The 26,647-nt window shown below is 40.9% G+C and carries 27 protein-coding genes and 1 pseudogene; 20 read left to right on the top strand and 8 right to left on the bottom strand.

Annotation, left to right across the window (positions count from 1 at the left end; all coding sequences use genetic code 11):
- Window positions 1–56 precede the first annotated feature (56 nt).
- From J7I96_RS05045 to J7I96_RS05035, 3 genes are all read right to left on the bottom strand, one after another.
- Window positions 57–1,055: an inorganic phosphate transporter gene (locus tag J7I96_RS05045; protein WP_214769949.1), complete on the bottom strand. Its 999-nt coding sequence runs from the start codon at window positions 1,053–1,055 to the stop codon at window positions 57–59.
- Window positions 1,056–1,070: 15 nt separating this feature from the next.
- Window positions 1,071–1,691 (bottom strand): DUF47 domain-containing protein, encoded by a 621-nt coding sequence (locus J7I96_RS05040; protein WP_034315087.1) that lies wholly within the window; start codon window positions 1,689–1,691, stop codon window positions 1,071–1,073.
- A 236-nt stretch (window positions 1,692–1,927) separates the two neighbouring features.
- Complete coding sequence (locus J7I96_RS05035; protein ID WP_214769947.1) at window positions 1,928–2,926, bottom strand: inorganic phosphate transporter; 999 nt, start codon at window positions 2,924–2,926, stop codon at window positions 1,928–1,930.
- A gap of 393 nt (window positions 2,927–3,319) precedes the next feature.
- Here J7I96_RS05035 and J7I96_RS05030 point away from each other — a divergent pair, with 393 nt between their 5' ends.
- Window positions 3,320–4,150: an aldo/keto reductase gene (locus J7I96_RS05030; protein WP_214769945.1), complete on the top strand. Its 831-nt coding sequence runs from the start codon at window positions 3,320–3,322 to the stop codon at window positions 4,148–4,150.
- Window positions 4,151–4,622: 472 nt separating this feature from the next.
- Window positions 4,623–4,877: a GlsB/YeaQ/YmgE family stress response membrane protein gene (locus J7I96_RS05025; RefSeq protein WP_170946860.1), complete on the top strand. Its 255-nt coding sequence runs from the start codon at window positions 4,623–4,625 to the stop codon at window positions 4,875–4,877.
- A 450-nt stretch (window positions 4,878–5,327) separates the two neighbouring features.
- Here the strand turns inward: J7I96_RS05025 and J7I96_RS05020 are convergent, their stop codons facing one another.
- A complete protein-coding gene (locus J7I96_RS05020; protein ID WP_251025130.1) occupies window positions 5,328–6,239 on the bottom strand; it encodes an RluA family pseudouridine synthase in 912 nt (303 codons plus the stop codon).
- A 232-nt stretch (window positions 6,240–6,471) separates the two neighbouring features.
- On the opposite strand from J7I96_RS05020, the gene J7I96_RS05015 reads away from it, so the two are divergent.
- Window positions 6,472–6,879, top strand: a complete 408-nt coding sequence (locus tag J7I96_RS05015; protein ID WP_214769939.1) for a DUF5365 family protein — start codon at window positions 6,472–6,474, stop codon at window positions 6,877–6,879.
- Between the two features lie 66 nt (window positions 6,880–6,945).
- On the opposite strand, the gene J7I96_RS05010 is transcribed toward J7I96_RS05015, so the two are convergent.
- Together J7I96_RS05010 and J7I96_RS05005 are read right to left on the bottom strand one after the other, a co-directional pair.
- Window positions 6,946–7,416 (bottom strand): thioredoxin family protein, encoded by a 471-nt coding sequence (locus J7I96_RS05010; RefSeq protein ID WP_214769937.1) that lies wholly within the window; start codon window positions 7,414–7,416, stop codon window positions 6,946–6,948.
- A gap of 124 nt (window positions 7,417–7,540) precedes the next feature.
- Window positions 7,541–7,840, bottom strand: a complete 300-nt coding sequence (locus J7I96_RS05005) for a disulfide oxidoreductase (RefSeq protein ID WP_251025129.1) — start codon at window positions 7,838–7,840, stop codon at window positions 7,541–7,543.
- 190 nt (window positions 7,841–8,030) lie between these two features.
- On the opposite strand from J7I96_RS05005, the gene J7I96_RS05000 reads away from it, so the two are divergent.
- The 3 genes from J7I96_RS05000 to J7I96_RS04990 all read left to right on the top strand — a co-directional run bounded on the left by J7I96_RS05000 (window position 8,031) and on the right by J7I96_RS04990 (window position 12,150).
- Complete coding sequence (locus J7I96_RS05000) at window positions 8,031–9,578, top strand: bifunctional GNAT family N-acetyltransferase/carbon-nitrogen hydrolase family protein (RefSeq protein ID WP_214769934.1); 1,548 nt, start codon at window positions 8,031–8,033, stop codon at window positions 9,576–9,578.
- A gap of 156 nt (window positions 9,579–9,734) precedes the next feature.
- On the top strand, window positions 9,735–11,465 hold the full coding sequence (locus J7I96_RS04995) for a phospho-sugar mutase (RefSeq protein WP_214769932.1): 1,731 nt from the start codon (window positions 9,735–9,737) through the stop codon (window positions 11,463–11,465).
- Window positions 11,466–11,622: 157 nt separating this feature from the next.
- Window positions 11,623–12,150 carry an NADPH-dependent FMN reductase gene (locus tag J7I96_RS04990; protein WP_053533937.1) on the top strand — a complete coding sequence of 176 codons (528 nt, stop codon included), beginning with the start codon at window positions 11,623–11,625 and terminating at the stop codon, window positions 12,148–12,150.
- Between the two features lie 130 nt (window positions 12,151–12,280).
- Here J7I96_RS04990 and J7I96_RS04985 read toward each other — a convergent pair whose 3' ends face one another.
- Window positions 12,281–12,523, bottom strand: a complete 243-nt coding sequence (locus J7I96_RS04985) for a YhdB family protein (protein ID WP_048689737.1) — start codon at window positions 12,521–12,523, stop codon at window positions 12,281–12,283.
- A 132-nt stretch (window positions 12,524–12,655) separates the two neighbouring features.
- Between J7I96_RS04985 and J7I96_RS04980 the strand changes: the two genes are divergently transcribed.
- The 13 genes and pseudogenes from J7I96_RS04980 (at window position 12,656) to arsC (ending at window position 25,237) form a co-directional block, all read left to right on the top strand.
- A complete protein-coding gene (locus J7I96_RS04980) occupies window positions 12,656–13,624 on the top strand; it encodes a M14 family zinc carboxypeptidase (protein WP_214769930.1) in 969 nt (322 codons plus the stop codon).
- A 49-nt stretch (window positions 13,625–13,673) separates the two neighbouring features.
- Window positions 13,674–13,994 (top strand): DUF3889 domain-containing protein, encoded by a 321-nt coding sequence (locus J7I96_RS04975; RefSeq protein WP_214769928.1) that lies wholly within the window; start codon window positions 13,674–13,676, stop codon window positions 13,992–13,994.
- Window positions 13,995–14,233: 239 nt separating this feature from the next.
- A complete protein-coding gene (locus J7I96_RS04970) occupies window positions 14,234–15,115 on the top strand; it encodes a radical SAM/SPASM domain-containing protein (protein WP_034315057.1) in 882 nt (293 codons plus the stop codon).
- A gap of 773 nt (window positions 15,116–15,888) precedes the next feature.
- Window positions 15,889–16,731, top strand: a complete 843-nt coding sequence (locus tag J7I96_RS04965) for a MurR/RpiR family transcriptional regulator (RefSeq protein ID WP_214769927.1) — start codon at window positions 15,889–15,891, stop codon at window positions 16,729–16,731.
- Between the two features lie 51 nt (window positions 16,732–16,782).
- Window positions 16,783–17,937 (top strand): M20 peptidase aminoacylase family protein, encoded by a 1,155-nt coding sequence (locus J7I96_RS04960; RefSeq protein ID WP_214925476.1) that lies wholly within the window; start codon window positions 16,783–16,785, stop codon window positions 17,935–17,937.
- On the top strand, window positions 17,930–18,724 hold the full coding sequence (locus J7I96_RS04955; protein ID WP_214769925.1) for a GNAT family N-acetyltransferase: 795 nt from the start codon (window positions 17,930–17,932) through the stop codon (window positions 18,722–18,724). The genes J7I96_RS04960 and J7I96_RS04955 overlap by 8 nt, the downstream gene beginning before the upstream one ends.
- Before the next feature lie 13 nt (window positions 18,725–18,737).
- A complete protein-coding gene (gene menC / locus J7I96_RS04950; RefSeq protein WP_214769924.1) occupies window positions 18,738–19,850 on the top strand; it encodes an o-succinylbenzoate synthase in 1,113 nt (370 codons plus the stop codon).
- Between the two features lie 136 nt (window positions 19,851–19,986).
- Window positions 19,987–21,066, top strand: coding sequence for a YkvI family membrane protein (locus J7I96_RS04945; RefSeq protein ID WP_214769921.1), 1,080 nt, complete (start codon window positions 19,987–19,989; stop codon window positions 21,064–21,066).
- Between the two features lie 164 nt (window positions 21,067–21,230).
- The gene (locus J7I96_RS04940; protein WP_214769918.1) at window positions 21,231–22,646 is read left to right on the top strand and encodes a SpoVR family protein; all 1,416 of its coding nucleotides are present in this window, start codon (window positions 21,231–21,233) and stop codon (window positions 22,644–22,646) included.
- Window positions 22,647–22,696: 50 nt separating this feature from the next.
- Window positions 22,697–22,934 (top strand): annotated as a pseudogene (locus J7I96_RS27880) (flavoprotein); the annotation flags it as partial.
- 191 nt (window positions 22,935–23,125) lie between these two features.
- Window positions 23,126–23,467 (top strand): ArsR/SmtB family transcription factor, encoded by a 342-nt coding sequence (locus J7I96_RS04935; RefSeq protein ID WP_214925477.1) that lies wholly within the window; start codon window positions 23,126–23,128, stop codon window positions 23,465–23,467.
- Window positions 23,468–23,485: 18 nt separating this feature from the next.
- Window positions 23,486–24,784, top strand: coding sequence for an arsenic transporter (locus J7I96_RS04930; protein ID WP_214769914.1), 1,299 nt, complete (start codon window positions 23,486–23,488; stop codon window positions 24,782–24,784).
- A gap of 33 nt (window positions 24,785–24,817) precedes the next feature.
- On the top strand, window positions 24,818–25,237 hold the full coding sequence (gene arsC / locus J7I96_RS04925) for an arsenate reductase (thioredoxin) (RefSeq protein ID WP_095391033.1): 420 nt from the start codon (window positions 24,818–24,820) through the stop codon (window positions 25,235–25,237).
- A gap of 83 nt (window positions 25,238–25,320) precedes the next feature.
- Here arsC and J7I96_RS04920 read toward each other — a convergent pair whose 3' ends face one another.
- A complete protein-coding gene (locus J7I96_RS04920) occupies window positions 25,321–26,097 on the bottom strand; it encodes a SurA N-terminal domain-containing protein (protein ID WP_214925479.1) in 777 nt (258 codons plus the stop codon).
- Between the two features lie 338 nt (window positions 26,098–26,435).
- Between J7I96_RS04920 and J7I96_RS04915 the strand changes: the two genes are divergently transcribed.
- Window positions 26,436–26,642 carry a hypothetical protein gene (locus J7I96_RS04915; RefSeq protein ID WP_214769912.1) on the top strand — a complete coding sequence of 69 codons (207 nt, stop codon included), beginning with the start codon at window positions 26,436–26,438 and terminating at the stop codon, window positions 26,640–26,642.
- Window positions 26,643–26,647 lie beyond the last annotated feature (5 nt).

Below are 26,647 nucleotides of genomic sequence, written 5' to 3'. Positions count from 1 at the left end.
TAAATCCTTTATAAAACAGAAAATCCCTACCGATGGAAACCGGAAGGGATTTTATTTTAGAATAAGAAGTTAATTAAAAGATAAAGCAAACCAGCTAATGTTGCCGAGATGGGAATGGTAATGAACCAAGTGATGATCATTCTTTTTGCCGTTCCCCATTTTACGCCTTTAACACGATGCGCAGATCCAACACCAAGGATTGAAGACGAAATAACATGGGTTGTACTGACTGGCATGTGTATTACAGTCGCGCCGAAAATGATAAAGGCTCCGGTTAAATCGGCTGCAACACCATTGACCGGGCGGATTTTCATGATTTTGCCGCCAACTGTCTTAATGATTTTCCATCCGCCGACGGAAGTTCCAAGTCCCATTGCAAGCGCACAGGAGAACTGAACCCAGAAGGCGATATCGGTACTTGATGCATAACCATTTGCAATAAGGGCCATCGTGATGATACCCATCGCTTTTTGTGCGTCGTTCGTTCCGTGGGTATACGATTGAAGTGCAGCAGTAGCAATCTGTATAGTCCGGAATTTTTGGTTTGTTTTTGTCAGGTTATTGTTTTTAAAGACAACTTTAAAGATGCTGTATACGATAAACCCGATTACAAAAGCAATTAACGGGGAGAAGATCAAAGCTTGAAGAATTTTCATGAACCCTTCCCATTTAATTCCATCGAATCCCGCTGCAGCAATGGCTGCACCAGCAATCGAACCGATCAATGCATGGGAGGAACTGCTTGGTATTCCGTAATACCAGGTTAGAAGGTTCCATATGATAGCGGCAAGTAGAGCAGCCATAATTACATATGAACCATTCGGAAGCGTGAACGGATCCACGATATCCTTCGTTATGGTCTTCGCCACTCCAGTAAAAGTCATGGCACCGACGAAATTCATGACCGCTGCCATGATGATGGCATGCCTAGGCTTCAAGGCCTTTGTTGAAACGGCAGTCGCTATTGCATTGGCTGTATCATGAAAACCATTGATGAAGTCAAATGCTAAAGCAAAGAAAACGATTAATATTGTTATAATTAATAAAGTATCCATTTATTGGGGTACTCCTTAGGCGTTTTTCATTATGATTGTTTCAAGTGTATTGGCCACCGCTTGACAGTGATCGGCAATCTCTTCAAGGCTTTCGTAAATTTCTTTATATTGAATGATCCTGATTGGGTCTTTTTCAACTGTAAACAAGTTTTTGATTGATTGACGTTGGATTCCGTCACAAACTGATTCAAGATCTTTAATTTTGATTGCATGTTCACGTATCAATGGCAATTTTTTAGTGGATAGTGTATCGACGGCATTTTCAATCTCATACGTACACTGTTTGATTGCATCCACAAACTTAAGCATATACTCATCTGCATTGACAATTGAGTACATTTCGAATAATGCCGCACAGTGTTCCAAACCGTCTATGACATCATCCATTCTCATGGTTAATTCAAGGATATCCTCCCGTTCGATAGGAGTGATGAAAGCATTGTTCAGCTCTTTGATCACATTATGAACCATTGAATCGCCTTTATGCTCATAGTCTTTCATCGTATCTGAAAATACTTTTAGATCGGAGATGTTCTTGAGTTTATAATCCGCGAAATAGTCAGCACCTTCTTTAAGGTTTTGAGCGATGTTAAAAAGCATTACAGCGAATTTGTCTTTTTTTGATTTAAAAGCCATGTTAAAGCCTCCCAATTAGTCATGCAAATTTACGCACTTTAGTCGTACGCTTAGTATTAACAAATTGATTGTAACGAATTCATGTAGTATCCGGGAAGGTTTTTCGACGAAAATTTACAAAATCTTAATAAAACTTTACATAAAAAAACAAGGAAAATTAAAAAAAGGGAAAAACCTGCATTTATAAGGGGGTATTTGTAAAAAAAAGCCTTTCCGATATGGAAAGGCAAAAGGTTCTATAAAAATAAAGCAATCAAATAGTAAATGACACCAGCTAAGGAAGCGGAAATTGGCAATGTAATGAACCAAGTGACCAACATGTTTTTTGCCGTTCCCCATTTTACCCCTTTAATGCGGTGCGCAGAACCGACCCCAAGTATTGAAGAAGAAATGACATGAGTCGTGCTGACCGGCATATGCATGAAGGTTGCACCGAAAATGATCGCTGCTCCAGTCATATCGGCAGCCACACCATTAACCGGGCGGATTTTCATTATTTTACCGCCAACGGTTTTGATGATCTTCCAACCTCCGATCGATGTACCAAGCGCCATGGCTATTGCGCAAGATAATTGTACCCAGAAAGGAACTTCAGAGGTAGAGGCATATCCGTTAGCGATCAAAGCCATCGTGATGATACCCATGGATTTTTGAGCATCATTCGTTCCATGTGTATAAGACTGGATGGCCGCCGTGACAATTTGTATTCTCCTGAATCGTGTATTGGTTTTTCCTAAATTATTATTTTTGAATACTACCTTGAAGATACTATAAACAATGAATCCAAGCGTAAAGGCAAGGATGGGAGATAGGATCAATGCTTGTACAATTTTAGTGAATCCACTCCATTTAATAGCATCGAATCCACTGGCCACGATGGCCGCTCCAGCTATTGAACCAATGATCGCATGGGAGGAACTGCTTGGAATGCCAAAATACCAAGTGATTAAATTCCATATTATTGCCGAAATTAGTGCAGCAAGAATAACATAAGAACCATTATTCAATGTGAAAGGATCGACGATATCCTTTGTAATGGTATGCGCTACACCTGTAAAGGTCAGTGCTCCCAATAAATTCATGACCGCAGCCATGATGATTGCATGACGTGGTTTAAGTGCCTTGGTTGATACGGCTGTAGCGATGGCGTTAGCCGTATCATGGAAACCATTGATAAAGTCAAAGACCAAAGCAAAAATAATAATTAGCGCGGTTAAGATGAGAATGCTATTCATACATGGAGGACTCCCTTGATTTCAAGTATGTAAAGTGTATATAGATTTTGGCCGATGAATGGGCACAAGACAGCTTGCACTCCTCATTATATAGCATGGGAGTTTTAGTTTTGATTATTCTTAAAAGATGGCACCTTCTTTTTTACATGGTTTAAAGTCGAACTATACTATTGTAACGAATTACATACCTATTAGGATAGATATTTCGTCATTTTTTTACAAAATATTTAACTTAATGAATGATTAAAAAGAAAAATGTATCCTTTAATACATATAAATGGTATTTGAGTGTTGTTTTCGTTCAAGGGACTTTATAAATCCCGATGCTTATGGTTAGAAATAGAAGGTGGAGGGATGTATAATTGGTAAATAAAAGTAAGGGGGAATGATGGAATGATTTCGAATATTGGGGAAACGATCACCTTACATAATGGAGTTAAAATGCCACAGTTGGGTTTCGGTGTATTTAAAGTGAAAAACGGCAATGAAACGGTTGAGTCCGTCAAAAAAGCGGTCGAAGTCGGTTATCGTGCGATTGATACAGCGGCCATTTATGAAAATGAAGAAGGTGTAGGCCAAGCGATTCGGGAATGCGGAGTGCCACGTGAAGAATTGTTCATAACCTCCAAAGTGTGGAATACCGAGCAAGGATATGATACGACGCTCAAGGCATTTGAAGATAGTTTAAATCGACTTGGATTGGAATATTTGGATTTATACCTGATCCACTGGCCGGGAAAAGATAAATATCTGGAAACCTGGAGGGCCTTGGAGAAGCTTTATAAGGATGGAAAGGTGAAATCAATCGGTGTAAGTAATTTCCATGTTCATCATTTGGAAAATTTACTTGCAAACAGTGAAGTGAAGCCGGTCGTCAATCAAATTGAATTGCATCCACTTTTGACTCAAGTCGAAATTCGTGATTACTGTGCAAAACATGAAATAAAGGTAGAATCTTGGAGCCCGCTAGGCAGAGGGAACCTTTTGGAAGAGCCGACAATTAATCATATAGCAAAGAAGCACGGGAAAAGTCCCGCACAAGTGTTGATTAGATGGCATTTGCAACATGATCTAGTTGTAATACCTAAATCGATTACGCCGTCCCGTATCAAAGAAAATGCACAGGTATTTGATTTTTCATTGAGTTTAAATGAAATGAATCAAATAGATGCCTTGAACAAAAATGAACGTTTCGGCAGCAATCCCGATGAACTTATGTTCTAAAAAGAATACAGCAAATGAAAGGAGGGTGTCCCGATAATGGGGCACCCTTTTTCTTTTGTTTTATGAACATAATTGAGACGAATGCTGCTTATACTAACTATGTGACAAAGTTAAGCCTATGTTATACCCGTTTAAAATGTCCGATAATCCTGTTTTTGTTGCCAAATATTTTTAATGAAAATTAGGTTTTAGATTAATTAAACGGGGAAAATAATGAGTACAGCAGCAAACAAAAAGAAAAAATTCACTAACATGAGGATTGTTCAATCAGTTACTCAAGGGCTATAGCTAGCTAACACTACCCAATAACTAAAACATTCACATTCATTAGATATTGTGCGAATCGGCATCATACCATTTGAATGTAAAGGTTAAAAGTACTGAAAAAAGCATGGCAATATGGAAGTGATTTAATTTCTTGGAGTCTGCTGTAGAAAATGAAAAATAACTAATTTGAAGGAGGAAATAAATTATGGGATTTTTATGGTCATTAATTATCGGAGGTATCATCGGTTGGTTAGCAGGTATGATTGTTGGACGTGACGTACCATTTGGAATTATCGGTAACATTATCGCTGGTTTTGTTGGTGCATGGTTAGGTTCATTAATTCTTGGGAACTGGGGACCTTCAGTGGCAGATTTTGCTATAATTCCAGCGTTGATTGGTGCAATCGTATTTGTCTTCATCTTAAGCCTTATCTTAAAAGGCATGAGAAAAGCTTCATAAAAACAAAAATAAAGCTGGCCCAAGTGGCCAGCTATTTTTTATGCCAAAATGGATTTCGTCCTGAATTGCGAATAATCAATCCATTGAGGTGAAATATCCGACCAACATGCAGAAAATCCGTACGCTGAAAAAAATAAAAGCGACAATTTCGGATTAATATTAATGAGGAAATTAGAACACCGTCCGAAACGGAATGGTGTTTCAGACTGAATTCGAATTAATTGATTTTGCAAAAGAAATGTTAATTTCCTCTCCAGCCACTCGCTTTCCGCGGGCGGTCCGGGAAGCCTCCTCGGCGCTTTGCGCCTGCGGTGTCTCCCCTGGACACGTATTCCCGCAGGAGTCTCGTACCGTCCGTTCCAATCAACTTTGTTTTATCTTTTAGATAGAGCCCCATTTGTCTACACACAGGAACACCTTCCGAAATGGCACGGTGTTTTTTATTTCTGTTTAAATGTTGAGGTCGAATATTTCAGGTCTATCAATGAAAGGAGCTTCAACGATCATTTTTTCTTCTGAAATGGGATGGGTGAATTCGATTTTCCTTGCATGCAGGGCTTGACGTGGAAATGTCTTTTTTCCGCCATACAACGTGTCTCCGGCCAAGGGATGGTTCAAATGACTGAAATGCACCCTGATCTGGTGGGTTCGGCCGCTTTCCAGGGTGCAGCTGACGAGGGTCAAGTTTTTCTTGGAATCACGGTTGATCACCCGATAATGGGTGACTGCCGTCTGGCCAGTTGGGGAAACCCTTCGTCTAGTGGCATGGTGGCGGTCACGTCCAATTTTTTCTTTGATTTCGCCTTTATCCTTTTTAATGTTTCCTTCGACTAATGCTAGGTACGTCCGTTTGATTTCCCTTTCTTCCAACATTCTATCCAGCATGGACCCAATGAGGCGGTTTTTGGCAAAAAGGACCGCACCGGTGGTATCTTTATCAAGCCTATGAATATGCTTGATCATACAGTTCTGGCGGTTTTTTTGAAGATGGTGCGCTACCCCATTGAGGAGGGAGTGTGCATCACCCGGTTGAGAAGGGTGGGTTTCCATTCCAGCCGGCTTATTGGCTATCAACAACACATCATCTTCATATAAGATGGTAATTCCTAAGTCTGCGGCTTGAACTGTTTCATTTTCAGCGTGATCCAATAAGGGGATGCTGATCGTATCTCCTTCATTGAGGATAGTTGACCAGGTGACGTAATTCCCGTTCATTGTCACTTCTTTACTCATCCTCCATTCATGCACTAATTTTTTCGGGGCCTGCCAACGCTCCCTGAAAAGCTTTTCCAATGTTAATCCATTCCAACTTTGAAGAACATCAATTATTAAATGTTGGTTAGTTATTTTGAAATTTTCCAATTTAACTCCTACTTTCGACTCGTTTGGTTGTGCATAAATGAAAAAAATCTATAATAATTACGGATAAGGTGTAAAAAACTAACCTTGGGCCTATTGCTAAGATTTTCAGTGGTGGAAATTACCACATATTTTTTACAATATTTATGTTATTCTATGGGGAAAGAAATCCCTTGTCCTAGAATATACATATAATAGATAGGTCTAACGGATCTGAAAAAAGGTGGTTTTTTTAGTGAAGACGGTCTTTTCTTCAACGGAAGAACAAGAGCAAGAAATAGCGAGTCTCGTGTCTCGTTTCTACGAATCTGTATTTCCAAAGTACTTTACGGAAAGTGAAATCCTTCATTTTCGTGAGATTGGCGTTTTAGAGCCCAATCAAAGTTCTGTTACTTACTTGGCAACATTAAGAGACGCATTTCAAGTGATGACATGTCTTCAAGTCCTTATGTCGATATTAGACAACCAAAAGAGGGTGATGGAACCTAAGTCTGAAGAATTGTTCCAACATAACATCACTCTATTGAATGAATGCGGAATATTCTTCCCCTTTTATTATGACCATTTTTCAAGTATAAACCTCGAAGCGAATAATGATATGCAGATGATGGACATCCAGGTGGCGAATCAATATTTAGTATAAGGTAAAAAAAATGAGCCGGCTATAACGGGAGAAGCATTTCCGTTAGGGCCGGCTATTTTTTCATCCTTAATTAATATCGTGGTCCTCGAACCATTTCTCGAACGTTACTTCATCTTTAAATCCGACGATTCGTTCTTGTTCTTCCCCATTTTTATAGTGGACGATGGTCGGGGTCTTTTTGATGCCATAGTCGCTCCATCCTTGTTCAAACTCCAAAAGATTGAATTGAACAAGATCAATACCCAATTTCTCTGCCAAAGGTGCCACGACTGGTGTGGTTTTTTGACTGATTGAGTTCGTAGGACTATAGAAATAAACGGTCACGTCTTTACTATCTTGGAGGTCCTGCTCCAACTCTACAGGAAGAATCAAATTTTGATAATTGGGGTCATCCAGCTGATCGACAGTAGCGGGTTTAAGCTTATCCTTGCCGTATGGATTTCCTTTTGATTTTTCTTCTTTTTTCAAGTTTGTAAAAACGCCCAGCAGGACAAAAAGGGCGACGATTATCACTAAAAATATAGCCATTTTCTTCATTAAGCTGCAACCTCCTTGGATCTTGTCCATACGATGTAAAAATAATGACGAATGCAGTCAAGGCTAGAACGTGATGGTGATGAAACCAATACGTTTATATATTGTCCTGTACCTGGAACCCTTCTCATGCAAGGGTGTGGTCGGGAAAGAATGAATCCTTTTGTATCAAGTAATGGTACGTGGAAATGAATGCACCGATAGCGGATAATATCATGGTATAAGAACTGATCCAATAATCTTTTCGAATGATTGCAATTCCTGATATGATCGTAAAAGGATACATGATGATCCGCTGATACCAACAGAGTGCACAAGGTTCGTATTGCTTAATTTCAGAAAAATATAAGCTTCCAAACATCGCAATGATGGACGCAGCCCCGGCTGCAATTAATAAGTTTTCCACACTGCGTTTTGTATTGTTCATGGTTCCTCTTCCCCATCTCTTTTTACTCTCATGAAAAGTATAGTATGTAAGGACCGCGTCTGTAAAATATATATTCTTTTAACGGACATTCAGAATGTTATTATTTGAAATCAATGGGTAGGTTCGGTTGTTTTAATTTTTGAATAAGGGGTATAATTCTTATGGAAGAGATTAAAGGAGTCTGAGGAAAATGCCGAATTTGGACCTGCATAAATATGAAAAAATAATGGAAATACGTAATATGAGGCTAGAAGACATAGATGAAATAATTGCTTTGCAGTCGAGTTGCTTTCCGGGAATGGTTCCCTGGAAGCGAGAACAGCTTGAGAGCCATCTGGCAATTTTTCCAGAAGGGCAGTTTGTGGCTGAATATGATGGAAAAGTGATTGGCTCATGTTCCAGCCTCATTATTAATTTTGACGAATATGATGATCGTCATACATGGGATGATGTAACAGATAATGGATACATCACGAATCATAATCCGGACGGTTATAATTTATATGGAATCGAGGTCATGGTCCATCCTGAGTTCCGCAGGATGAAAATTGGTCAAAGACTATATGATTCAAGGAAAGAACTTGTTGCCCAATTAAATTTAAAAAGCATCATTATCGGGGGCAGGATCCCCAATTACCATAAACATGCGGAGGAACTGTTACCAAGGGATTATGTAAAAGAAGTTCAATTGCACAAAATATATGATCCGGTTCTTTCGTTCCAGCTTTTAAATGGGTTCACGCTTATGAGGATCAATCCGAATTATTTGCCGGACGATCTGCAATCCAATAAGTATGCTACTCTCATGGAGTGGAATAACGTTGACTATCAGCCGAAAACAAAACGTTATTATAAAACATCGGAACCGGTAAGGATTTGCGTCGTGCAATACATGCTGCGTAAAATCGATTCATTCGATGACTTCGCTAACCAAGTCGAATATTTCACCGACGTTGCTTCGGATGCCAATGCGGATTTCGCCGTGTTCCCGGAATTGTTCACAACCCAGCTTATGTCTTTCTTGAATGAAAGATCACCAAGCTTGGCTGTCAGGAAACTGTCGGATTTCACGGAGCAGTACATTGAATTGTTTACCACTTTAGCTGTAAGGTATAACGTCAATATAATCGGAGGTTCGCATTTCGTTAAAGAAGATGATGATAATATCTATAATATCGCTTATTTATTCCGTCGCGATGGAACGATTGAAAAGCAATATAAAATTCATATTACCCCGAATGAAAGAAAATGGTGGGGGATTAATGCAGGTGACCGCGTTCGTGTCTTTGATACGGATTGTGGAAAGATCGCCATACAAATTTGTTATGATATTGAGTTCCCGGAACTCGCCCGGATTGCGACCGACATGGGTGCCAAAATCATATTCACTCCATTTTGTACAGAAGACAGGCAAGGCTACCTGCGAGTTCGCTATTGTGCCCAGGCCCGTGCCGTGGAAAACCAAATTTATACCGTCATTTCCGGAACGGTCGGGAATCTCCCACAAACGGAAAATATGGATATCCAATATGCCCAATCGGGAATCTTTTCTCCTTCGGATTTCGAATTTGCACGTGACGGCATAGTCGGGGAAACCAGCCCGAACCTTGAGATGGTCCTGATTGGCGATGTCGACTTAGAGATCTTAAGGCGGGAGCGTCAGTCCGGTACTGTAAAGCAATTGAAAGATCGCCGTCATGATATTTACCATCTGCATTACAAAGATGGCGAGAAATAAATAGGAAGAAAACAGCTCGTGATGTGAAGAACACTGGATTAGGTTCTTTTCATTACGAGCCTTTACTTCATTTATTGGAATAAATATGATAATTTTGTATATGTAAGGCAGATACATAATAATTACAAATAAGGCGTTTGGGAGGAGATGTTGGAGATGGATTGGAAATCTTTATACACTACTTGGGCAGGGTACCAGAATTTAAATGGGGAATTACGTGTCCTCCTTGAGGAAATGCAGCGGGATGAAGCACAACTCGAAGATGCCTTTTATAAAAATTTAGAGTTTGGAACAGGCGGAATGCGTGGGGAAATCGGAGCGGGAACGAACCGGATGAATCTTTATACTGTAAGGAAGGCAACGGTTGGGTTGGCTCAATATGTCTCTTCGTTTGGGGAAGAAGCAAAAGGAAGAGGGGCTGTAATCGCTTATGATTCAAGACATAAGTCCCCGGAATTTGCACTCGAAGCAGCTAAGACACTAGCTACATTTGGGGTGAAGGCTTATTTATTCGATGAATTGCGTCCAACTCCAGAATTGTCATTTGCGGTTCGCGAGCTGAATGCTTTTGCTGGAATCGTCATCACGGCGAGCCACAATCCGCCTGAATATAATGGTTACAAGGTTTATGGGTCAGATGGAGCACAATTGCCGCCGGAAGCAGCGGATCAGGTGATCGGCTATGTGAATGCCATTGAAAGTGAGCTTGAAATTCAGGTTGAAGAAGCTGAAGTCCTTAAAGGGCAGGGCCTCATCGAAATGATTGGGGAGGAATTGGACACTGCCTATAATCGTGAGCTGCTGACGGTTCCTGAGAATCCGCAGCTTGCCGAGGAAATAGATGTGTCAATCGTCTTTACGCCGCTTCATGGAACGGCAAATAAATCCGTCAGGCGGGCACTACGAAGCTTAGGGTATCAAAATTTGCATATCGTTAAGGAGCAGGAATTGCCGGATCCGGATTTTTCGACAGTTCAGTCTCCAAATCCAGAGGAACCAGCTGCATTTGAAATGGCCATCGAGCTTGGAAACAAGGTGGAGGCGGACTTATTGATAGCGACGGACCCAGATGCCGATCGGCTTGGAATTGCCGTTAAAAACGAGATGGGTCAATATGTTGTCCTGACTGGAAATCAAACAGGTGCACTTTTCCTGGACTATTTACTGTCCCAGAAAAAAGAGAAAGGTAAGATTCCCCAAAATGGAGTCGTCTTAAAAACCATCGTCACTTCGGAAATCGGGCGGACGATTGCCGAGTCATATGGCTTGAAGACGGTTGATGTACTTACCGGTTTTAAATTCATCGCCGAGAAAATAAATCAGTATCATGAAAGCGGGGAAAGTAGCTTCTTGTTCGGATATGAAGAAAGCTACGGTTATCTGATTAAAGACTTTGCACGTGATAAGGATGCCATTCAAGCTGCAGTGCTTGCTGTCGAGGTCTGTGCCCATTATAAAAAGCAGGGATTGACACTATATGAAGGGTTGCTGAATGTGTTTGAAAAGTACGGCTTTTACTTGGAAGGTTTGCGTTCATTGACTTTAAAGGGCATTGAGGGAGCGAAACAGATTCAAGGCATATTGAATCAATTCCGTCAAAATCCTCCTTCCCGAATAGCTGGCATTCCGGTAGTCATTGAAGAAGATTACCAAAGCGGCAAGAAGCGTACATTACTTTCAAATCATGAAGAATTGATCGAGCTTCCGAAATCAAATGTATTGAAATATTTCCTTGAGGATGGTACATGGGTTTGCCTGCGTCCTTCAGGCACCGAACCGAAAATTAAATTCTATTTTGGTGTCCAAGGTAAATCAATGCAAGAAGCTGAGTCCAAATTATCGGGAGTCATGGAAGATTTCATGAGCAAGATTGAAGCATTGGTTTAAATGTATGAAAGCTAAACGAAAGACTTCTTCGGTCTTTCGTTTTTTTTATGATTTTTGTAGAATGAAAAATCAAAATTCTAGGAATTTCCGTTTCGGTTTTGGTATACTGTATTGGCGACTGATCTCGGAAAACACGGGAATAATGGAGGTTTAATTCATGAAATTAGTAATCATTAATGGTTCACCACGTAAACAAGGGCGTACGGGGATTGCCTCACGCTACATATCCAAGAAATACGGAGCGGAACTAATTGATTTAAGCAATAGCGAAATCCCTTTATATTCAGGTGAAGGTGAGCAATATCAATTGGAAGTGATTCAAGGTCTCCGGAAAAGCATCGAGGAAGCTGATGGCGTAATTCTGACCACTCCGGAATATCATGGTTCCATGAGCGGAGCCTTGAAAAATGCCTTGGATTTTTTAAGCAGTGAACAATTCACGCATAAACCTGTCGCTCTATTGGCTGTCTCCGGCGGAGGAAAAGGCGGAATCAATGCCTTGAATTCAATGAGGACAGTGGGTCGAAGCCTTTATGCAAATGTGATCGCAAAACAATTGGTTCTTGATCCGCATTGCTTCGATTACGAAAATGATGGTTTATTTGAAGAGTCTGCGGTACTTGTTGAAGGTATGATCGAAGAGCTTAAAATGTATGCAACTGCATATGCTACAATGAAAAAATGATGAAATGAGGGTCAGGTATTGAATACCTGACCCTTCCTTGTTTTTATAGGGTTTCACCAGCCAAAGTTATATCCCCGATAATTAATCCTCTTGTATAAATTTTCCCGATTTGCAAAAACTATAGTTGATTTTAGCTTGGAAGTTCACTTAAATAATCACTTGTTTTTTCTGCCGCATGATCCAGATAACGAAGCAGTGCATACAGCTGGGATTGAACGATTTGATAATCATGCTCAAACCTATAAGCGTGCAAAAAATGTTCTATTTTTTTCGAAAGAAAGTGATCTTTCGTTCGAACCATCAATACTAACAAGCTGTCCCAATCAGAACGGTGTGTGTGAAACAATGCTTGATCATAATCCGCAATCCTCATGTTCTTCTCCCCCTTAATAAGGAGCTATTTGTATTTTGTTCAGATCTGACAGAACATTTCCTTACAATAAGTGGCGATGTATTTGGACCGCGGTTGTTGCTTTTTACCTGAATAAAAATAAAAGGTGAGTACATGAGAAAAATAATGGTAATCGGAATATTGGTGCTTCTTTTTTTCCCTGAACCATCGCTGGCGGCAGAAGTGTATTCCCCTGAACAGATGGAAATGGATTTGCAAAGAATCCAAAAGCAGTATGAATTGGACGTTCAAATAATCGGACAAACTGAAAAGGGGAAAAATATAAAGGCAGTCAGGTTAGGGAAAGGAAAAAAAACGATTTTGCTGGTGGGATCACATCATGGACGGGAATGGCTCAGTTCCATACTTTTAATGCGCATGCTTGAAGAGTATGCAGCCGCTTATCGAGCGGGCAAACCTGTTGGAGAATTTCCGTCGGAATCTTTGGATGAAGTGAGCATCTGGTTCATCCCGATGCTGAACCCAGATGGCGTGAGCATCCAGCAAGGAGATTTATCCAATTTAAATGTTCTTGAAAAGGCTGCAGTATGGAAAATGAACCAATATAGCACGAATTGGTCCCGGTGGAAAGCCAATGCTAAAGGCATTGATTTGAATAGGCAATATCCGGCTGGATGGAAAGAAGTCATGAGTCATGAAACAAAACCGACGTATCAATTTTATAAAGGCGGACAACCGCTGGAAGCAGCCGAAGTAAAAGCACTTACGGATTTCACGAAGGAGATCGATCCCCTTATTGCTGTTTCCTATCATACCTCAGGAAGGGAAATCTTTTGGCATTACAAAAATAAACGGAAAAATATGGCGAGAGATTATGGGATTGCCAAAAGGACTGCCGAAATGACGGGGTATGAATTGACCTTTCCGGAGAAAGAAGCGGTAGGAAGCGGATTTACTGATTGGTTCATAACAGAATTCAGCCGCCCGGGAATGACGATCGAACTTAGTTATTTAGTGAATGAAACCAATCCGCCGTTGACTGTGTTTCCTGAGGAATGGAAGAGGAATCGATTAGTTGGAATCATGCTTGTAAAAGAAGCGAAGCATCTGCATAACAACTGAACATTTTTACATAATAAGACTAAGCGGAAAGTATGAGGAGGAAAAGATTTTGAAAAAAGTCATCGTAATGCTAATGGGGATTTTTTTGATCATACAAGCAGGATCCATTTCAGCACAGGCCCAAAAACCTGATTATGAGAAATACGGAAAGATTGCGATTACGGTAGTGCAGGCAGATTATCCTGAAGTTGAGATTACCGACTACGAATATAAGGGCAGAAAAACTGTAGCGAAAAATCTCGTCGAAGACGCTTTCAGATTTTTGGTCGAGGATAAAGGTCGGGAGTTCAATGTCATCGTGACCGTACAACATGATTTGAAAAATGAAAAATTGCTTAGTTTGAAGGTCACGGAGCAAAAAGGAAAGTGAGATCATGACAAACCGGAATTCCAGGTAGGCATCTTACCGAACATCTTCACCTCGAGAAGATGTTTTTTTCTGATTTCTTTTAAAAGTTGTCCGGAAAAGGGGTTATCGGATTCGTTGTTAAAGGAAAGTGATTTCAATACCATCAGCTGCCATGAAGTTTTCATTGCATTTATGAGCAGCTAACCAGTATAGTTAGTATCAGATTGAAACAATAAGCTTGATTGTAGGGGTAGTAGAAAATGAGAAAGTTTAAGAAAGTTTATGTGGAAATTACGAATATATGTAATTTGAAGTGTAATTTTTGCCCAAGTTCCAGCTTGCAAAGGACCCTGAAATTCATGGATCCCGAAGGGTTTACGGATGTTATCAAGAAAATTAAACCACACACCGATCATATTTATTTTCATCTGATGGGTGAACCGTTTTTAAATAAAAATTTGGGTACATTCCTGGACATCAGTGCTGAAAATGACCTGAAGGTTAATATTACAACGAACGGTACTTTGATTCAAAAGGTCAAAGACAAGTTGCTCTCCAAAAAAGCCCTCCGGCAGGTGAATATATCACTTCATAGCTTTGAGGCAAACGATACGACCAATAGTCTTGACTCTTATGTCAGTAATATTGCCGATTTCATAAATGAAGCAAATGAAAAAAGTGAAGTGATTTGTGCCATTCGTTTATGGAATATGGATACGGCTGAATTAAAAGCGAGTAATGGCCTGAACGATGATATTCTGAGCATGCTGGAGGAGAAGCTTTCATTGGACATTCGCTTAAGTGAAGCTCTTCAGCAAAAGAATAATATTAAGTTAAGGGACCGGGTTTATATAAACATGGCCGAAAAATTCGAGTGGCCGGAATTGGACCGTGACATTATCGATGAAAATATTTTCTGCTATGCTCTTAGAGATCAGTTAGGTATCTTGGTGGATGGTACAGTCGTACCTTGTTGTTTGGATAGTGAAGGGAAAATACCGCTTGGAAATATATTCGAAACATCACTTGAAGACATTTTAAATGGTGAACGCGCTAAAAATATGTATGATGGTTTCTCAAGAAGATGTGCAGTGGAAGAATTATGTAAAAGATGTGGCTACGCAAAGCGTCATAAAAAGTAAATGAAGGAAAACTACGGAGTTCATTTCTTGGTTTCAGACTGCAGACAAACTCGATGAATCAGTTTGTCTGCAGTTTTTTTATTAGAAAAATTCAGGTGTTTGCAGAAATCCGCTCCCTTTCCGCCGATTGTTTGCCAAGCCGCATCAAATCAAGCGTCTGTGGGGTCTCGGCTAGCCGGTAAATTCGGCAGGAGCGTCGCAAATTTCTTCAATCCAACGAGATTAGGCAGTAATAAAACATGAAAGATAATCAAGTTTATTTTTAAAAATCTTGAATCAGGGCGAGACAATCCGAAACTCCTTTTGTCGAAAAATTGATGGAACCCCCAGACTGTAGACGAGTTGGAGAAGAGCCAGTTTCCCTACAATATTTCTTTTAAAAAAGTTACAGTTGATTGGAACGGAAGGTAAGAGACTCCTGTGGGAAAGCGTGTCGAGGGAGACCCCACAGTCGCAAGGACCGCCCGCGGAAAGCGAGTGCCTGGAGTGGAAATCATTACACATACCCTCTTTCAGAAATCCGCTCCCTTTTAGCCTACTGAAAACCACCCTCGTACTCCGAACCCCATCTTATTTCGCCGAACTGAAACCATGGAGTCGATCTCTGGTTTTTTTGTGCTTGAAGCATTTCCTCCTTTTTATTAAAAATTCAGAATATTATTGTTTTATTTAAAGGGCCGTGATAAAATACTCACTATCATTAATGAAGTTAAAACTTCATATTGTCATATAAAAAGTATTGGATTCATATCTTGCTTCAGAGGGGATGTTTTATGGATTTACAGCAAAAAGTTAAAGAAGTATTCCCTGGTTTATCTACTGGTCAAAAAAAGGTAGCAAAATACTTGTTGGTCCATTCACATACATTTGCAGTCACTTCAGCTCAAAAGCTCGGAAAAGACATTGGGGTGAGTGAAACGACCATCATCCGCTTTTGCTATTCATTGGGGTTAAGCGGATATGCAGAGCTTCAAAACCTTATTCGAAATCAGTTGATATACGAGAGCAGCAGTTTGAATGAATATCATTCTTCAAAACTTGAAGCCGCGAATCAGCCAAACTTCATGGCTCAAGTGATGGGGCAGGATATCATCAGCATCGAAAAGACCATGAAAAATTTATCAAATGAAGATTTCGCCAAAACAGTCGATAAATTGGCGGCAGCTGACAATGTTTTGATTTCCGGACACCGTTTATCATTTTCGGCAGCACATTGGTTAACCTTTACGCTTAGGCTTGTTAGGGAAGAGGTTCATTTATATCGGCCTGATACTGATGATATATTTTTAATGTTGAATAAAATGACTGAAAATTCCGTTTTTGTCGCCATTTCATTTCACCGCTATGTTAAAGAGACTGTGAAAATAACTGAAATGGCCAAAAAAGCGGGTGCACTTGTAATTGGGATTACGGATTCAGAACTGGCTCCGATTGCGGAATACACGGACATTTTATTGCCCATTTCAACACCAAGGACTTCCACGATCGATACGGCACCAGTGTTATTCTCATTATTGAATAGTTTAGTAGCTGGTGTATCGATTAAGGATGAACAAGGATTCAAAGAAAGAAAAGCTATATATGATGCGTTCAATCAAGACGATTATTTCTTTTGAGATAAACTTCCATAGAAGCCGATTAAACCGGGAAAAAAGGGGGAGACAGAAATGGATATCACACAGACGATCGAAAAATTAAGGCCGCGTATACTCGATATTTTTGACCATTTACACGCAAATCCAGAAACGAGTTGGAATGAGGTGAATACGACAGCTTTCATTTCGAATATTTTAATGGGGAATCAGTGTACGGTGAAAACATTCGAGGACTGTACAGGTGTGGTTGGCGAAATCGGGGATGGGGATTTCACGGTCGGATTACGATCGGATATCGATGCGCTTTGGCAGGAGGTGCAAGGGACGTTTCAAGCCAATCATTCCTGTGGTCACGATGGTCACATGACCTTGGCACTTGGAGTATTCCTTGTATTGAAGGAAATGGGCTTTCGTCCAAGAGGCAAGCTGAAATTCATTTTCCAACCTGCTGAAGAAAAAGGTACGGGCGCCTTGAAGATGATTGAAGAAAAAGTATTGGATAATGTCGATTTCCTTTATGGAGTGCACTTAAGACCGGTTGAGGAAGTGAAGGATGGGCAAGCGGCGCCAGCCATTGTGCATGGAGCGGCTCAGTTCATTAAAGGTGAAATAGCGGGAACTGATGCGCATGGAGCCAGACCGCATCAAGGGCAGAATGCCATCGAGATAGGAGCGGCATTCATCACTTTGTTAAATGGAATCCATCTCAATCCGTCCATCCCTTATTCCGTGAAAATGACGCAGTTTTTTGCTGGCGGCGAAAGTTCCAATATCATCCCGGGGAGAGCCACTTTTTCATTGGATCTACGGGCACAGGATAATGCAGTGATGAAAGAGCTCACCAAAAAGGTGGAAAAGGTTGCAGAATCTTTGGCCATTGTCCATGGAGTCGAAGTGAAACTCGAACCGGGAACCTGTGTTGCTGCAGCAACCGTGAACGATCAAGCCCAGGAAATAATGTCTGAAGCGATAGCCGATACGCTTGGGGAAGAAAATTTGGTAGCGCCTGTCATTACAACAGGAGGAGAGGATTTTCATTTTTATACGTTGAAAAGACCTGAACTCAAAGCGACGATGCTTGGATTAGGCTGTGATTTGGCACCAGGGCTCCATCATCCGAACATGACATTCAACAAAGAAGCTTTGTTATCGGGAATTGAAATCCTGGCCAAAGCCATCATACTCACTTTCGAGAAGTATGGAGGGGAGGGTCACTTACATGACTGATGAATTCATCATTAAATCCCTAAACGCACTAGAGGATTTACAAGAAGTGCAGCGGTTGGAAGCCCTTGTATGGGGCATGGATTGCGTTCCCATCCATCAGACGATTACGGCGGTCAAAAACGGCGGGCTTGTATTAGGCGGCTATATCAATGGCCAGTTAGTCGGGTTTCAATACAGTTTCCCGGGATTCAAGGACGGAAGGGGATATCTTTGTTCACATATGTTAGCCATCCATCCGGCCCATCAAAAGAAGGGCTACGGCAGATTACTTAAACTTGCACAAAAAGAGGAAGCACTCAAAAAGGGCTACGACTTGATCACATGGACATATGATCCATTGGAAAGTGTGAATGCAAACTTGAATATCGGTAAGCTAAAAGCTGTATGTTCTACATATATGGAAGATTGTTATGGGAATATGAAGGATACCCTCAATGAAGGACTTTCGACTGATCGATTCATGGTGGAATGGAATATACGGCAGGAAGCAAAGGACGAGACTCCGCTTCCTGATAAGGCCATACACATCGTAACGACAGGAATGAATGACCAAGGCTTTCCTTACATCAAGGATTATCATTTCGAAACCAATGCCGAGGTGATCGCCATCCCCATACCGACGGATATTCAACAAATCAAAAAATCTGATCTTCGCCTTGCGATTGATTGGCGGTTTAAAACCGGTGAATTATTCAAAGTTCTTTTTGCCAAAGGATATGTTGCAGCCGGGATCGAACGGGAACAAGGTGAAAACATTCAAAACTATTTATTAAAAAAACAAGAATAAGAGGGGAATCGGGATGAAAATAACGGCAGTGCGCTTACGTCATTTAAATATGGATTTGGTAGCTCCCTTTACAACAAGCTTTGGAACGTTTGTGGATAAGGAGTTCATTCTTGTGGAGGTGAAAAATGGAGAGGGACTTTCAGGCTGGGCTGAATCTGTGGCATTTTCAGCACCTTGGTATAACGAAGAAACGATAAAAACCAATTGGACCATGCTGGAGGATTTCCTGATTCCGCTTGTATTGGATAAAGAAATAGAGCATCCTCGTGATGTATCGGATATGTTCTCGCATATTCGTAAAAATAATATGGCAAAATCGGCAATCGAGGGAGCCATCTGGGATTTATACGCAAAAGAAAAGAATATCCCTTTAAGTATGGCTTTAGGCGGGGAGCAAGAAAAGATTGATGTTGGGATCAGTATCGGCATCCAAAAAACGGTACCTGAATTACTGGCAAAGATAGAAGCTGGATTGAAGGATGGGTATAAAAGAATCAAAATGAAAATTCAACCAGGTTGGGATGTAGACGTAATCAGGGAAGTGCGCAATCGATATCCCGATATCCCGATCATGGCAGATGCAAACTCCGCTTACCGGCTGAAAGACATTGAATTGCTCAAACAACTTGATCAATTTGATTTAATGATGATCGAGCAACCTTTGTCATCGGATGATATTGTCGATCATGCCACACTACAAGCGGAAATCAAAACACCGATTTGCTTGGATGAAAGTATACATTCCGTCGAAGATGCTAGAAAAGCCCTTGAATTGGGAAGCTGTAAAATCATTAATATTAAGATTGGCAGGGTTGGCGGTTTAACGGAAGCAATGAAAATACATGAATTATGTAAAGAAAGGAATGTACCGGTTTGGTGCGGAGGAATGTTGGAATCTGGTGTGGGGCGTGCCCATAATATCGCATTGACAACACTTGATAACTTCACGATGCCTGGTGATACGGCAGCATCCGCGAATTATTGGCATAAAGACATCATCCAACCAGAGGTTACAGTGAATGATGGGGTCATAACCGTTCCAAAAGCGGCAGGCATTGGCTATGAAGTAGATTACACTGCGGTCGATGAATTCACCTCCTATAGTAAAAGATATACAAATAAATAAGTGCTGGAATTAAAGGACCTCCCGGCTTCATGGGCAATTGCCCGTTAACTTGAAGCTGGGAGGATAATGATGAAAGGAAAGATATTCTTTTACTTTAAATTGTCAGAATAATCATATAATTAGGGTGGTTTTTGATATGAAAAACAGTATAAATCTTGCAGGAGCCTATATTGGAATCATCATTGGAGCAGGTTTCGCTTCTGGACAAGAAGTGTTACAGTTCTTCACGAGTTTTGGAATCTACAGTGTATTGGGAATTGTGGTGGCGACAGTTTTATTCGCGTTTTTGGGCATGCAAGTTACCCAGTTGGGAAGCACCCTCCAGACACGTTCCCATAAAAGCATCATCGATCATATTTGCGGCCGCTTTATAGGCAGGGTGGTCGATATTATCATCACATTTTTCTTGTTTGGGGTTACAGGCATCATGATTGCCGGCTCCGGAACGATTTTTGAGGAACAATTCGGGATTCCAAGCATGGTCGGTGCAATCGTCATGACGGTGCTCACGATTGGTACGCTTTTACTTAATGTTAATAAAATAATGTCCATCATTAGTGCCGTCACACCGTTCTTATTCGTTGTCATGATCATTATTTCAGGTTATTCATTTTTTACATCCGATCTAAGTTTCAATCAAATCATTTCATCTTCAAGTAAAGGAGCGGCTGCTACTGGAAATTGGTTGATGGGTTCATTACTATATGTTTCATATAATATGACTGCCGGAATTGCCATGCTGGCCGTAATGGGCGGGACCTTCAAGAATAAGAAACAGGCTGGAATGGGAGGAATCCTTGGGGGGATCGGATTGGGGATCCTGTTATTTTTGATCAATTTGGGGATGATGTCCGACTTGAAGGGCATAGAAGGCTCTGGTATGCCTACCCTTCATTTAGCGAATCAGATTTCTCCGTGGTTGGGTTATATCCTATCAATCATCCTTTTAGGAATGATTTATAATACAGCTGTCGGGATGCTGTATGCATTCACCGCCAGGCTGGTGCCTGCGGAAACGAAACGATTTAAATTAACCGTGATTATAGTCGGGATTCTCGCCTTCCTTGCAAGTTTCGTTGGCTTTATTAAATTGGTTGGGACGGTATACCCAATCACAGGATACTTAGGTTTTGTCATCATTGCAGCGCTCATCATTTCCTGGATCCGTTCAAAAATGAAAAAAGAGGCTGTGAATCCGGAATTAGCAAAATATTAATATCAAAGGGATTTAGTGCATAACTGCATGAAACATTTGACCTGACATCTTCTTCATGGAGGTGTTTTTTTTTCTGTTATCGAGGACCTTTACTCATGATCACGGCATTTTTCCTCCTTTTTTTCATACATTAGTTTAAAGGCGGAAGACAAGGGGGATATCGGATGAATGAAGCGGAGCAAAAGGCTCTGGAATATGCCATTAGTGAAATTACAGAAATAGCAACGGGGTTTGGGTTGGATTTTTACCCGATGCGATATGAAATTTGCCCTTCAGAAATCATTTATACATTTGGAGCCTATGGGATGCCGACCCGTTTTTCTCATTGGAGCTTTGGAAAGCAATTTCATAAAATGAAGCTGCAGTACGACTTTGGATTAAGTAAAATCTATGAACTGGTCATTAACTCTGATCCTTGTTACGCTTTTCTGCTGGACTCCAATTCACTTGTACAAAATAAATTGATTGTTGCCCACGTTTTGGCGCATTGTGACTTCTTTAAGAATAATATACGTTTCAATAATACCAAGAGGGATATGGTAGAAAGTATGTCGGCAACGGCAGAAAGAATCCGTGAATATGAAATCCTGCATGGCAAAAAGGAAGTGGAAACCTTCCTGGATGCACTTTTAGCCATTGAAGAACATATCGATCCGTCGCTGATGAGGCCGAAGCTTGCCTGGACGATGGAAGATGAGGAAGAAGAAGAGGAAATAAAACCGGCAGCCACACAATACGATGATTTGTGGAATCTTGATAATAAGGATAAACCGCAGAAATCCAACATTAAAAAAAGAAAAAAATTCCCGCCAAGACCAGAAAAGGATATTATGCTTTTCATAGAACAGTACAGCAGGGATTTAACTGATTGGCAACGGGATATCATGACGATGATCAGGGAAGAGATGCTTTATTTCTGGCCGCAGCTGGAAACGAAAATCATGAACGAAGGCTGGGCATCCTACTGGCATCAGCGCATTATCCGTGAATTGGATCTATCCTCAGGGGAAGCCATTGAATTCGCGAAACTGAACGCAGGTGTCGTGCAGCCATCACGGACCAGCATCAATCCTTATTATCTTGGATTGAAAGTGCTTGAAGATATTGAAGAACGCTATGATAATCCGACCGAAGAAATGATCAGGCTGGGCGTCAAGCCAGGATCTGGCCGGGAAAAGATGTTCGAAGTCAGGGAAATCGAATCGGATATTTCCTTTCTCCGAAATTATTTGACGAAGGATCTGGTCATGCGGGAGGATATGTACTTATTCCAAAAGCAGGGCAAGGATTATAAAATCGTCGATAAGGCATGGGAACATGTTCGTGATCAACTCGTGAGCATGAGGGTTAACGGAGGTTTCCCTTATATCACAGTTAATGATGGGGACTTCATGCGTAATGGGGAACTTTATCTAAAACATTGGTATGAAGATATTGAACTGGATCTGAAATATCTAGAAAAAGTCATGCCATATATCCATCAGCTTTGGGGCCGCTCCGTGCATATGGAATCAGTCATAGAAGGAAAAGAAGTCCTGTTTTCCTATGATGGAAAAGGCCTTCACCGGAAATATCTATAAAGCTGAAAAAACTGCCGGTCACTCGGCAGTTTTCTTGTTTTTGTCTCATGAAGATTTACGGAAGGGCTCCTTCATTCGTTCCGTTCCGTGGTGGCTTATCTGACAGGGGATGTCGAGGTGGCAAAAGAAGTGCGCTTGCAACTCCCTGAAACAGGAGTTTGCAGTGTGAATCCCGCATCCAGTTGCCGCGATTCTGATGCTCCAGCAACTAAATCAAAGGATGGTTCTTGCTGTGGCAGTCCTGTTCCAGTGAGGTTGGAAATAAAAAATAATTCCTGTTGTGAATGAAATAGAAAGACCAGTCTGAAACCAGGCTGGTCTATTATAATTTCTTTGAAGCGCCATTAAGAATATTAAAGTAAGGAAATATTATGCGGAATATTTAATGCTTGATTAAATAAGAATATGCTTATACAATGATGTTCAATAATCACATAAGCATATACTTATTTACTTTGTGCTAGGAGGGATGAAAAGCTATGAATGAGGTGTTGGATTTGGAAACCACGGCAAACATTCTTAAGTTACTAGGTGATAAAACCCGTTTGACCATGATTAAGATCATGGCTGAGCATGAGTGCTGTGTCTGTGAATTTGTGGATCTATTCGAGATGAGCCAGCCAGCTATCAGCCAGCATTTACGAAAGTTGAAAGATGGCGGGATCGTTAATGAAGCGAGGAGGGGACAATGGGTTTTTTACTCGTTAAATCCGTCTTCTTCCCATTACACATTTATTCAGACGGTCATCAAGGATTTGCCAAGTCAAAACTTTAAATTAGAAAACTTAACAGCACAAGGAAAACGGATTTGTTGTGACTAACTAGGAGGGACTACTTCAGTGGGATCAGTTATTTTGGCAGTTATCATCTTTTTATTAACACTCATTCTCGTAATCTGGCAGCCAAAGGGATTGTCGATCGGATGGTCAGCCTGTGGCGGTGCGGTTTTGGCCTTACTTGTTGGAGTGGTGGACTTTACTGATGTCATGGACGTGACAGCGATAGTCTGGAACGCGACACTCGCCTTCGTCGCCATCATCATCATCTCGCTTATTTTGGATGAGATAGGTTTTTTTGAATGGGCAGCACTGCATATGGCGAGAGCCGCCAAGGGAAATGGAGTAAGGATGTTTGTCTATGTAAGTATCCTTGGGGCTCTAGTGGCAGCTTTTTTTGCGAATGACGGAGCGGCTCTTATCCTTACACCAATTGTATTAGCAATGGTTCGAGCCTTGAATTTTAGTGATAAAATGATTTTCCCGTTTATCATCGCAAGTGGGTTCATTGCTGATACAACCTCACTTCCATTAGTGGTAAGTAATCTTGTAAACATTGTATCCGCAGACTTTTTCAATATCAGTTTTGCCGAGTTTGCTTCAAGAATGATCGTACCTGACATCTTTGCACTTGGAGCAAGCATCTTGGTTTTATATTTATTTTTCCGAAAAAGCATACCGAAAAATTACGATGTATCACAGCTTAAAAAACCAACGGAAGCCATTAAAGACCAAAGGGTGTTTAGGCTGTCCTGGATCGTATTAGGAATATTGCTGGTTGGTTATTTTGCGAGTGAATTCATCGGGATTCCTGTATCGATCATTGCAGGCATTGTGGCCATCTTATTCCTCATGATGGCTAGAAGGAGCCCAGCGGTCAACACGAAAACCGTTATCAAAGGAGCACCATGGGCAATCGTCTTTTTCTCGATCGGGATGTATGTAGTGGTTTACAGCCTGCGAAATGTTGGATTGACGAATGTATTAACGGATTTAATCCAAGTTACCGCCGATCAAGGATTATTTGCCGCAACGATTGGGATGGGCTTCATCGCCGCCATTCTGTCTTCACTTATGAATAATCTGCCAACCGTTATGATAGACGCTCTTGCCATTTCCGACACCCATACGACTGGAGCAATCAGGGAGGCACTTATTTATGCAAATGTCATCGGTTCGGACTTGGGCCCAAAAATAACACCGATCGGTTCTTTGGCTACGTTATTGTGGCTGCATGTCCTATCATTAAAAGGCGTGAAAATCTCATGGGGAACTTACCTTAAAACGGGAATCATCTTAACCATCCCAACATTGTTCATCACATTGGCCGGCTTATATATATGGCTGCAAATTATTCATTAAACACTTACTTTACAAACAAAGGAGAGAAACCGCATGGCTAAGAAAACGCTATACTTTTTATGTACTGGTAATTCTTGCAGAAGCCAAATGGCAGAGGCATGGGGGAAGAAATATTTAGGAAATGAATGGCAAGTACTTAGCGCAGGAATCGAAGCACATGGGTTAAATCCCAAAGCTGTAAAAGCAATGAATGAAGTTGGATTGGACATCTCCAATCAAACATCGGATATCATTGACCCTGATATATTGAATAATGCCGATTTTGTCGTTACATTATGTGGCGATGCGGCTGACAAATGTCCAATGACGCCACCGCATGTTAAACGTGAACATTGGGGCTTTGATGACCCGGCAAAAGCGGTAGGAACAGATGAAGAGAAATGGGCAACTTTCCAACGCGTTCGTGATGAAATAGGTGAAAGAATTGCACGTTTCTCTAAAACCGGTGAATAAATGAAATTGAAAGCCATGGGTGTTAGCAGGCGGACCAAAGACCATGAAGAAAGAGCTGCCAAATTCGGCAGCTCTTTTCATCATTAAATCTTAATATCGACCTTAGCATTTTTCTGAAGTTCTTCGACATGCTTCACAAGCTTTTCTTGTTTCTTTTGCTGCTCTAGTTGTTCCTTGATCTGCGGCTTCATTTCTTCGAGTTTCTGTACCTTCTGTCCGCTTGTTTTAGCTTGCTCCGCAACCTGGTCGTAATACTTTTGGATTTCTTCATCAGTTGCTTCTTCCACTTTAATCTCTTTTTCAACGTATTTCGTATATGGGATGTTCTCTGCGATCTGGGCATTCAGCATTTCCGAATTCAGACCTGCTTGTTTCAATGCCGCCTTGAATTTCTCTTCACTCTCATATTGCTTCTTGATTTCGGCAAGTTGCTTTTCAATTTCAGCCTTGGAAGCGGTGTAGCCCTTTTTATCAGCTGCTTGAAGCAGCAATGTTTGCCCCACTAAAGAGTTGAGCGTTTGCTCTTTAATTTGTTTGGCGCCCTCCTTGGATGTTGGGTCTTGTCCGAATTGCTGCATCTGCATTTGTGTGGTGGACAACACGGTATTATATTCCGCACCTGAAATTTTTTCGTCATTGACGATGGCTACCGTTTTCTTTTCATCCACCTTCTGCTTGTCTAGTTTCTTTTGCATTTCTTCCATCTGTTTTTGCTGTTCCTCAGTTGCTTTAGCCGTTTCTTTCTCAGTTGTTTTAGTCTCTTTCTCGTCATTTTTCTTATCAGCTTCATCGTTCGAACCACAAGCCGTTAGAACAACCGCCAATAATCCAATGATGAATGGGTACAATAGTTTCTTCATATTTCCGTCTCCTCTCGTATTCAATGCTAAAAAATCATCTAATGCGCATTATAAAGGAATTTCCCATTAAAACACAATAAATTCATTCTTTTTTCCAGAAAACAGGAAGATAGTATAGGCATCATCTCATTATATAAGTGTAACATTCGCGGAAATGAACCCATTTACCCTTCGTCATGCAATATGCTTAAAAGGAACTGGTGCAATCAGAAACTTGTAATCAATCTCTTTATCACTAAAACGATGCTTAGTAACTATTGTATATAAAACTTGTAACGTCATCCGGATATAGTCCATTTAGCCTATCTTTTAAATCATGAATAGAGTGAGCTGTGACAATGAGAAAAATGTCAAAAGACAGAATTGGAAATCCAGCAGATTATGGAGAAGATTTTGAAAGGGAAATCAAGGCTGTCATGCGAATTGGCAGGGTATTCCAGGGACAGCATCATTGGGTTCAAAATGAAGCGCATTTATTGAGGGTTCAAAACCTGACCGAGCAGCTTGTTATCGTTCATAATCGAAGATGCCAGCTGGAACTATAAATGAA

Source organism: Bacillus sp. ISL-78 (assembly GCF_018613455.1).
GTDB lineage: Bacteria > Bacillota > Bacilli > Bacillales > DSM-1321 > Peribacillus > Peribacillus frigoritolerans.
This window is presented reverse-complemented; position numbering and strand designations above follow the sequence as displayed.

Bases quoted from the DNA above. Each gene is read 5' to 3' on its own strand.
- J7I96_RS05010 (WP_214769937.1), bottom strand. From the start codon at position 7,416: ATGAAGAAAATGGCTATATTTTTAGTGATAATCGTCGCCCTTTTTGTC.
- J7I96_RS05030 (WP_214769945.1), top strand. From the start codon at position 3,320: ATGATTTCGAATATTGGGGAAACGATCACCTTACATAATGGAGTTAAA.
- J7I96_RS04990 (WP_053533937.1), top strand. From the start codon at position 11,623: ATGAAATTAGTAATCATTAATGGTTCACCACGTAAACAAGGGCGTACG.
- J7I96_RS04960 (WP_214925476.1), top strand. From the start codon at position 16,783: ATGGATATCACACAGACGATCGAAAAATTAAGGCCGCGTATACTCGAT.
- J7I96_RS05040 (WP_034315087.1), bottom strand. From the start codon at position 1,691: ATGGCTTTTAAATCAAAAAAAGACAAATTCGCTGTAATGCTTTTTAAC.
- J7I96_RS04995 (WP_214769932.1), top strand. From the start codon at position 9,735: ATGGATTGGAAATCTTTATACACTACTTGGGCAGGGTACCAGAATTTA.
- J7I96_RS05025 (WP_170946860.1), top strand. From the start codon at position 4,623: ATGGGATTTTTATGGTCATTAATTATCGGAGGTATCATCGGTTGGTTA.
- J7I96_RS04915 (WP_214769912.1), top strand. From the start codon at position 26,436: ATGAGAAAAATGTCAAAAGACAGAATTGGAAATCCAGCAGATTATGGA.
- J7I96_RS04980 (WP_214769930.1), top strand. From the start codon at position 12,656: ATGAGAAAAATAATGGTAATCGGAATATTGGTGCTTCTTTTTTTCCCT.
- J7I96_RS05000 (WP_214769934.1), top strand. From the start codon at position 8,031: ATGCCGAATTTGGACCTGCATAAATATGAAAAAATAATGGAAATACGT.
- menC (WP_214769924.1), top strand. From the start codon at position 18,738: ATGAAAATAACGGCAGTGCGCTTACGTCATTTAAATATGGATTTGGTA.
- J7I96_RS05035 (WP_214769947.1), bottom strand. From the start codon at position 2,926: ATGAATAGCATTCTCATCTTAACCGCGCTAATTATTATTTTTGCTTTG.
- J7I96_RS04945 (WP_214769921.1), top strand. From the start codon at position 19,987: ATGAAAAACAGTATAAATCTTGCAGGAGCCTATATTGGAATCATCATT.
- J7I96_RS04965 (WP_214769927.1), top strand. From the start codon at position 15,889: ATGGATTTACAGCAAAAAGTTAAAGAAGTATTCCCTGGTTTATCTACT.
- J7I96_RS05005 (WP_251025129.1), bottom strand. From the start codon at position 7,840: ATGAACAATACAAAACGCAGTGTGGAAAACTTATTAATTGCAGCCGGG.
- J7I96_RS04940 (WP_214769918.1), top strand. From the start codon at position 21,231: ATGAATGAAGCGGAGCAAAAGGCTCTGGAATATGCCATTAGTGAAATT.
- J7I96_RS04920 (WP_214925479.1), bottom strand. From the start codon at position 26,097: ATGAAGAAACTATTGTACCCATTCATCATTGGATTATTGGCGGTTGTT.
- J7I96_RS04985 (WP_048689737.1), bottom strand. From the start codon at position 12,523: ATGAGGATTGCGGATTATGATCAAGCATTGTTTCACACACACCGTTCT.
- J7I96_RS04935 (WP_214925477.1), top strand. From the start codon at position 23,126: ATGAATGAGGTGTTGGATTTGGAAACCACGGCAAACATTCTTAAGTTA.
- J7I96_RS04970 (WP_034315057.1), top strand. From the start codon at position 14,234: ATGAGAAAGTTTAAGAAAGTTTATGTGGAAATTACGAATATATGTAAT.
- J7I96_RS04955 (WP_214769925.1), top strand. From the start codon at position 17,930: ATGACTGATGAATTCATCATTAAATCCCTAAACGCACTAGAGGATTTA.
- arsC (WP_095391033.1), top strand. From the start codon at position 24,818: ATGGCTAAGAAAACGCTATACTTTTTATGTACTGGTAATTCTTGCAGA.
- J7I96_RS05045 (WP_214769949.1), bottom strand. From the start codon at position 1,055: ATGGATACTTTATTAATTATAACAATATTAATCGTTTTCTTTGCTTTA.